General features: G+C 58.4%; 1 protein-coding gene. It reads left to right on the forward strand.

Features of this window, described 5'->3' with window-relative positions:
- A partial coding sequence (locus tag JFC11_RS18830; RefSeq protein WP_198350272.1) for an FAD-binding oxidoreductase occupies positions 1-1389 on the forward strand: 1389 nt, incomplete at both ends.

Consider the following 1389-nt stretch of genomic DNA (forward strand, 5'->3'; position numbering starts at 1 on the left):
CTCGACGCCTTGCGCGCCCGTGGCTTCGAAGGCGAGATTGCCCCGGACTATGCCAACCGCACGGTGCTGGCAACGGATAACTCGATTTACCAGCGCCTGCCCCAGGCGGCGGTGTTTCCTAAGCATGCGGAAGACCTTGAGCGCCTTGCCAAGCTGGCTGCCGAGCTGCCCCACCGCGATATCGTGCTCACGCCTCGTGGCGGCGGTACCGGCACTAACGGCCAGTCGTTGACCGACGGTATTGTGGTGGACGTTTCCCGCCATATGAACCAGATCCTCGAAATCGATGTAGAGGCACGGCGGGTACGCGTTCAGGCGGGCGTGGTGAAGGATCAACTCAACGCGGCGCTGAAGCCTCATGGGCTGTTTTTTGCCCCGGAACTGTCCACCTCTAACCGCGCCACCATCGGCGGCATGATCTCCACCGATGCCAGCGGCCAGGGCAGCTGCGAATACGGTAAAACCCGTGACCACGTGCTGGAACTGGATACGGTTCTGCTGGGAGGTCAACACCTGCATAGCCGCCCGCTTAGCGCTGACGAAGAGCAGCAGGCCGTTGCCCAATCCGGCATTCTTGGCCAGGTGCATACCACCGCGGCTGAGATTATCGACCAACAGCGGGGGCTGATTGAGGCGAAATTTCCGCCGCTCAACCGCTGCTTAACCGGCTACGATCTGGCGCATCTGCGGGAAGCAAAAGGCCAACTGAACCTGAACAGCCTGCTGTGCGGCTCGGAAGGCTCATTGGGCTTTTTGAATGAAGCGGTACTCAATGTGCTGCCGATTCCTAAGCACGCCACCTTGGTTAATGTGCGCTACCCAGGCTTTATGGACGCCCTGCGTGATGCTAAGGCATTGATGGCCAGCAGCGCTCGGCCCACCTCGATTGAAACCATCGATGACACCGTGCTGCAGTTGGCCATGGAAGACATTGTCTGGGACAGCGTAGCTGAGTTTTTCCCCGCCACCGGTAGTAAGCCGATTCGTGGCATTAACTTGATCGAGTTTAATGACGATGATCCTGAGCGCTTGTCTGAGCGTGTGCGGGCGTTCACGGAACACTTGAGCCAAGACCCCACGGTAGAGCGTTTAGGCTACACCCTGGCGGAAGGCCGTTCGCAGATTCAAAAAGTTTACGCCATGCGCAAACGCTCGGTGGGTTTGCTGGGCAATGTACAGGGCGAAAAGCGCCCGATTGCGTTTGTGGAAGATACCGCCGTACCACCGGAGCACTTGGCTGACTTTATTACTGAGTTTCGCGCCGCGTTGGATGCCCGACAGCTCTCCTACGGCATGTTTGGTCATGTCGATGCGGGGGTACTGCACGTGCGTCCGGCGCTGGATATGAAAGATCCCGAACAGGAAAAACTGATTCGTGAGATTTCTGAT

This window comes from Vreelandella alkaliphila, from assembly GCF_016107625.1.
GTDB lineage: Bacteria > Pseudomonadota > Gammaproteobacteria > Pseudomonadales > Halomonadaceae > Vreelandella > Vreelandella alkaliphila.